5 protein-coding genes and 1 pseudogene are annotated in these 5,797 nt (G+C 71.5%); 4 read left to right on the top strand and 2 right to left on the bottom strand.

Going from position 1 to position 5,797, the window contains the following annotated elements; translation table 11 throughout:
* Positions 1-248 precede the first annotated feature (248 nt).
* Both ACWF94_RS31160 and ACWF94_RS31155 read right to left on the bottom strand, forming a co-directional pair.
* Positions 249-1,331: a sugar phosphate nucleotidyltransferase gene (locus ACWF94_RS31160; RefSeq protein ID WP_453495981.1), complete on the bottom strand. Its 1,083-nt coding sequence runs from the start codon at positions 1,329-1,331 to the stop codon at positions 249-251.
* Positions 1,332-1,415: 84 nt separating this feature from the next.
* Positions 1,416-2,822: a peptidoglycan recognition protein family protein gene (locus ACWF94_RS31155; protein ID WP_453495978.1), complete on the bottom strand. Its 1,407-nt coding sequence runs from the start codon at positions 2,820-2,822 to the stop codon at positions 1,416-1,418.
* On the opposite strand from ACWF94_RS31155, the gene ACWF94_RS31150 reads away from it, so the two are divergent.
* The 4 genes and pseudogenes from ACWF94_RS31150 to ACWF94_RS31135 form a co-directional block, all read left to right on the top strand.
* Positions 2,821-2,943: a hypothetical protein gene (locus tag ACWF94_RS31150; RefSeq protein WP_453495975.1), complete on the top strand. Its 123-nt coding sequence runs from the start codon at positions 2,821-2,823 to the stop codon at positions 2,941-2,943. The genes ACWF94_RS31155 and ACWF94_RS31150 overlap by 2 nt on opposite strands.
* 16 nt (positions 2,944-2,959) lie before the next feature.
* Positions 2,960-3,712 carry a TIGR03089 family protein gene (locus ACWF94_RS31145; RefSeq protein ID WP_453495972.1) on the top strand — a complete coding sequence of 251 codons (753 nt, stop codon included), beginning with the start codon at positions 2,960-2,962 and terminating at the stop codon, positions 3,710-3,712.
* Between the two features lie 320 nt (positions 3,713-4,032).
* Positions 4,033-5,370 (top strand): LCP family protein, encoded by a 1,338-nt coding sequence (locus tag ACWF94_RS31140; RefSeq protein ID WP_453495969.1) that lies wholly within the window; start codon positions 4,033-4,035, stop codon positions 5,368-5,370.
* Between the two features lie 230 nt (positions 5,371-5,600).
* Positions 5,601-5,797, top strand: a pseudogene (locus ACWF94_RS31135) (LCP family protein); the annotation flags it as partial.

Below are 5,797 nucleotides of genomic sequence, written 5' to 3'. Positions count from 1 at the left end.
GCTGAAGGGCCTGCCACTCGCAAGGGCCCGAAACGCGCCGTAAATCGTGCAGTCCCGACGTGACCCCGGAGCGGACCCCGGCCCCAGCCCCGAACAGGCCCGCGCCCAGCCCAAGACGCCCGACACCGCACACCGGCCCCAACCCCGCAGCACCCGGGCCCAGCCCAAGACCCCGACACCGCACAACCCGCCCCAACCTCGCAGCACCCCCGCGCCACAACCACCCGCACCCGCGGCGCGAGCAACCCTCAGCGGTCCGACGAGAAGCGCAGCGACGCCGCAGGGAGGATCGCGTCGCACCAGACGCGGGCGCCGTCGCGGAGTTCGTTGTCGGGGCCGACGACGGCGCCGTCGCCGATGACCGTCCCGGACAGCGAGGTGCGCGCGCCGACGCGGGCGCCCGTGCCGATGAGGGAGGCGGAGATGACCGCGCCCTCCTCCACCACCGCCCCGGCCTGGATGACGCTGCCGTCGACCCGCGCCCCGGACGCGACGCTGGCGCCCTCGCAGACGACGGTGCCGCCGGTGAGCTTGGCGTCGGGGGCGACGGTGGCGGACTCCAGGACGAGCCGGTCGCCGCACCGCCCGGGTACGGCGGGCGAGGGTGCGCGGCCGAGGACGAGGTCGGCGGAGCCGCGGACGAATGCCTGGGGGGTGCCGAGGTCGAGCCAGTACGTGGAGTCGACCATGCCCTGAAGGTGGGCGCCCGACGACAACAGGTCGGGGAAGGTCTCGCGTTCGACGGAGACCGGCCGCCCCGCCGGGATCGTGTCGATGACGGAGCGGCGGAACACATACGCACCCGCGTTGATCTGGTCGGTGACGATTTCCTCGGGGGTCTGCGGCTTCTCCAGGAAGGCCGTGACCCGCCCGTCGGCCCCGGTCGGCACGAGGCCGAACGCCCTCGGGTCCTCGACCCGGGTGAGGTGCAGGGAGACATCCGCCCCCGACGACCGGTGCACCCGGACCAGTTCCCGGATGTCCAGGCCGGTCAGGATGTCCCCGTTGAAGATCAGCACGGGGTCGTCGGGGCCGGACCGCAGCCGCTCGGCGACGTTGCGTATCGCCCCGCCGGTGCCGAGCGGCTCGTCCTCGGTGACGTACTCCAGGCTGAGTCCGAGCGCCGAGCCGTCACCGAAGTACGGCTCGAAGACCTCCGCGAGATAGGAGGTCGCGAGGACGATGTGCTCCACACCCGCGGCGCGTGCCCGCGCCAACTGGTGGGTGAGGAACGGGACGCCCGCCGCGGGGACCATGGGCTTCGGCGTGTTCACGGTAAGCGGCCGAAGCCGCGTGCCTCTGCCGCCGACCAGGAGAATCGCTTCTGTCACCTTGTCGTCTCTGCTTCCTGTCCGGGCCGAGTGGTCACTCGTTCGAGATCGGCCAGTGTATGCAGTGAATGAGCCGGTTCATGCTCAACTGCGTCCTTGGTAGACCGCTGATGCGGTCCGGGTACTGCCGAGTTTTTTGTACAGGCGGGATCCGGGGCAGTCGGTGTTGAACCCGTCCCGGTGCCCTGAAATGACATTGAAGCGGACCTTCTTGCCCTTGGCATACTTGCCGCTCCCCCCCGAAGTCAGCGTCGCCTTGCCCTTCGGGTTGCCCGTGAACAGCCCGAGTTTCCAGGCGGTCAACCTGGCCACCGCGGTCACTGCCGCCGTCGGTGGATTGGAGCGACTGTATGTGCCGAGCACCGCGATGCCCATGCTGTTGGTGTTGAAACCCAGGGTGTGGGCTCCCAGCACCGCCTTCGTCACGCCTCCCGCCCGGCCTTCGTAGATGTTTCCGCACTTGTCGACGGCGAAGTTGTAGCCGAAGTCGCGCCAGCCACTGCTCACGACGTGGTAGCGGTAGATACTGCGAAGGACGGAGGGCGCCTGCTTACAGGTGTAGTTGTTGCCCGTGGCGCTGTGGTGGACGAAGGCGACCTTGACCTTCGTGGTGTAGACGAAACCCTTCTCCCGCAGCGACTCGCTCGCGCCCCACCCCTTGCGGGTGATGATCTTCGGGCGCGGACCGATGTACGGCTTGGCCGCGGCGGCGCGGGCCGCCACCACGGTCTCCTCGGAGTCGTCCGGGTCGTCGGACCCGTCCGAGCCACCCGAGTCACCCGAGTCACCCGAGCCATCGGGCCCGTCGGAGCCGTCCGAGCCACCCGAGTCGTCGTCAGGGCCATCAGGACCGTCAGCGCCGTCGTTCTCGGCGGACTTCCGGGAAGCGTCATCGGACGACGAGCCGGGCGGGAGCGCCGCCCGCCCCTCGGGCCCGCCCTCCCCCGGGTCGACGAGTTCGAGCCGCATCCCGGCGGGTAGCGGCACCGGCCCGGCGGGCGTGGGCGTCTCGGCCCGTACGCGTACCTCGACGCCGTCCGATGAGCCCACCCAGAGCGGGGCGGTGGCGCCCCGGGTCCGCTCGGGGGCGCCCTCGGCCGTGCCGGGGTCCGCGCCGTGGTCGTGGTTGTGGGTCTCCACGTCCTGCCAGGAGGACCAGTCGCCGCTGCCGAGGGCGCGGGTGCGCACCTGGACCGTGCCGTGCAGTTCGGCGTCCGCGTCGTCCCAGACCACGCCGACCAGCGAGAACGGTCTGACGTTCTGGTCGAGCAGCCTCCGCTCCCCAGTGGGGGCGAGCGAACGGGCGGTCGGCGACAGGGAGAGGGACTGGGTGGAGCCGGGCACATCCGGGGCCCGTACAGCAGCCGGCACGGCGGGTTGTGGTGGTGCGGGATGTGGTGGCGCGGCGAGCGCGCCGGACGGCAGCGAGAGCGGGAGTACGAGCACGGCGGAGGCCGCGACACCGATCGAAGAAGCCAGGAATCCACGCATGCCAGAAATCCTGGGCGGGGCCGAACGGCTCCGCTCGTCGGGGGACGGCCGGGAAACTGACGCGCCATCGGGCCGTCCGGAGGACGGCGTCACCGGTACGGCGGCCCGGCCGCCGCCCTGAGCGTAGGCTTGCGCGGATGAACGCCAGCGACCGTACCCCCGCCGACCTGCTGCGATCCGCGCTCGCCGCGGACCCCGCGCGCCCCTTGGTCACTTTCTACGACGACGCCACCGGTGAGCGGGTCGAATTGTCCGTTGCCACCCTCGCCAATTGGGTGGCGAAGACGGCGAACCTCCTCCAGGGCGACCTCGCGGCCGAGCCCGGTGACCGGCTCGCGCTGCTGCTGCCCGCGCACTGGCAGAGCGCGGTGTGGCTGCTCGCCTGTTCGTCGGCGGGCGTGACGGTGGACGTGGGCGGCGACCCGGCGGCGGCGGATCTGGTCGTCACCGGCCCGGACACGCTGGAGGAGGCGCGCGCCTGCCCGGGTGAGCGGGTGGCGCTGGCGCTGCGGCCCCTCGGCGGGCGCTTCCCGCGGACTCCGGACGGTTTCGCGGACTACGCGGTGGAGGTGCCCTCGCAGGGCGATCGCTTCGCGCCGTACGCCCCGGTCGACCCGGCCGCTCCCGCGCTCGCCGTCGACGGGACGGAGCTGAGCGGTACGGGTCTGGTGGAGCGGGCCCGTACGGATGCGGCGCGACTGGGTCTGACCGCTGGTTCCCGGCTGCTGTCGGGGCTCGGCTACGGCTCCTGGGACGGGCTGTCCGCCGGGTTGTTCGCGCCGCTCGCGGCCGGGGGGTCGGTGGTGCTGTGCCGGCATCTGGACCAACTGCCCGAGGACAGTCTGCGGAAGCGGATCGAGAGCGAGCGGGTCACCGCCACGGCGGTGTGACCCGGCCGGCACGGCGGACCGGCACAGCGTCCCGAAGCGCACCCCCGCGCGCCCACGGCCCGGCGTGGCGCGCTCCGCCCCCGACTGACCTCCACCGCACCACAGACCCGCCCGGCAACGGCACAGCGCGGTATGACAAGCCTCTGAAGTCCACCCGTGTGGCCCACACATGGGCCGAGCCCCCGGGCCCCGGCCCCAACTCCGGTGGATGATCGGCTGAACGCGTGCTTCAACGCACAACCAAGCGCGATGTTCAGCCGTCTAGTCCTGCGATCAGTCCTGCGATCGGCGGCCCTGACACGCCGCCGACGCCGTGAAGGATGGACGCAGACGTGACCGACAGAGCTGGCACGCCGACCGGCCCCGACCCCGAGGGCTCTGGCGCGGATTCCGGCTCCGCGACGCCCGGAACCGGTCCCGCCGACGGCACCGGCACCGGCACCGGGCCGGGGGCCGGAGCGGGGCCAGCGGCAGGAGCAGAGGCAGAGGCGGGGCCAGCGGCAGAGGCCGGTACCAAGCGCGGGCGCCACTGGGTGCGTTGGACCGCGCTGGGCGCCTCGGTCGTCCTGCTCACCGCGTCGGCCGTCGCCTGGTGGTTCTACCGCAAGCTGGACGGCAACATCACCACGGACACCACCGCGGCCGCCGAACTGGAGGCGTACGAGAAGGAGCGGCCGACCCCGATCGCGCTGGGCGCGCGGAACGTACTGATCCTCGGCTCCGACACCCGCTCCGGCCGGGGCAACAGCAAGTACGGCCGGGACAGCGGAAGTCAGCGCGCGGACACCACGATTCTGCTGCACCTCGCCGCCGACCGGCGGAGCGCGACGGCCATGTCCCTCCCGCGCGATCTCATGGCGGAGATCCCCGGCTGCCGCAAGACCGACGGTTCCCGCTCCCATGCGCGGTTCGCCCAGTTCAACTCGGCGTTCGCGACCGGGGGCGCGGCCTGCACCATCCGTACGGTGGAGCGGATGACGGGAGTGCGCGTCGATCACCACATCGTCGTGGACTTCAGCGGCTTCAAGAAGATGGTCGATTCGATCGACGGCGTCGAGGTGTGCCTGCCCAGGCCGATCAATGACCGGGCGGCGCATCTGAAGCTCCCGGCGGGCCGGCAGACCCTGGACGGGGAGGCGGCCCTCGGCTATGTGCGCGCCCGCAAGACCCTCGGCAACGGCAGCGACACCGAACGCATGGACCGCCAGCAGCAGTTCCTGGGCGCGCTGGTGAAGAAGGTGCAGAGCAATGGCGTACTGCTCAATCCCGCCAAGCTGTATCCGCTGCTGGACGCCGCGACCAAGTCGCTGACGACCGACCCCGGCCTGGACTCGCTGCGGGATCTGTACGACCTGACCCGTTCCGTACGCGGCATCCCGACCGAGAAGGTGCAGTTCCTCACGGTGCCCAGGCGGCCGTACGCGACCGATGCGAACCGGGACGAACTGGTGCAACCGGCGGCCCGGCAGCTCTTCGGGAAACTGCGCGAGGACAGCCCCATCGCGGTGCTTCCGCCCGGCAGCCGGACCGATCGGAACGAGCCAGGTACGGACTCCGGCGACCGCGGGCGCCGGAAGCGCGACGGGGACGCTTCCACGGACCCGACGGCGAACCCGACTTTCCCGGGAACGAACGCGGCGGTGGGCACATGCAGGTGAGAGAGGGCGGCGGCCGATACGTACGCATGTCGAAACGGGCGCATTGCCCGACTCATCAGCATGTGAGGGCGACGTGGAATGTGTCACGCGCGTCGCCCCCCATTGAGCCAAACGGATAGTGTGACGCGATCCGGTACTCCGACCCCGCGTCGTAGCACTGCGGGATCGAGAGACCGAGCGCCTTTCGGGGGAGGCGCTTCGCGTGGCAGCGACGGAGGATTCAGACAACCGTGGATGCGCAGAGCCGTGGGCGGGCGGACGATGTCGACCCCGCCGATCAGTGGGTACTCAACCCGCAGACCGGCAACTACGAATTGCGACTGGAGCAATCCCCAGCGCAGTCGCCACGGTCCGCACCCCCGCAGGGCTCCAGAACGTCCACCCCGTCCGATGTGCCCGGCGCGCGCGCGCCGGGATCGCGTGGTGC

Source organism: Streptomyces sp. NPDC055078 (genome assembly GCF_053607985.1).
The sequence above is the reverse complement of the archived record's forward strand: the minus strand, read 5'-3'. Positions and strand labels throughout refer to the sequence as shown.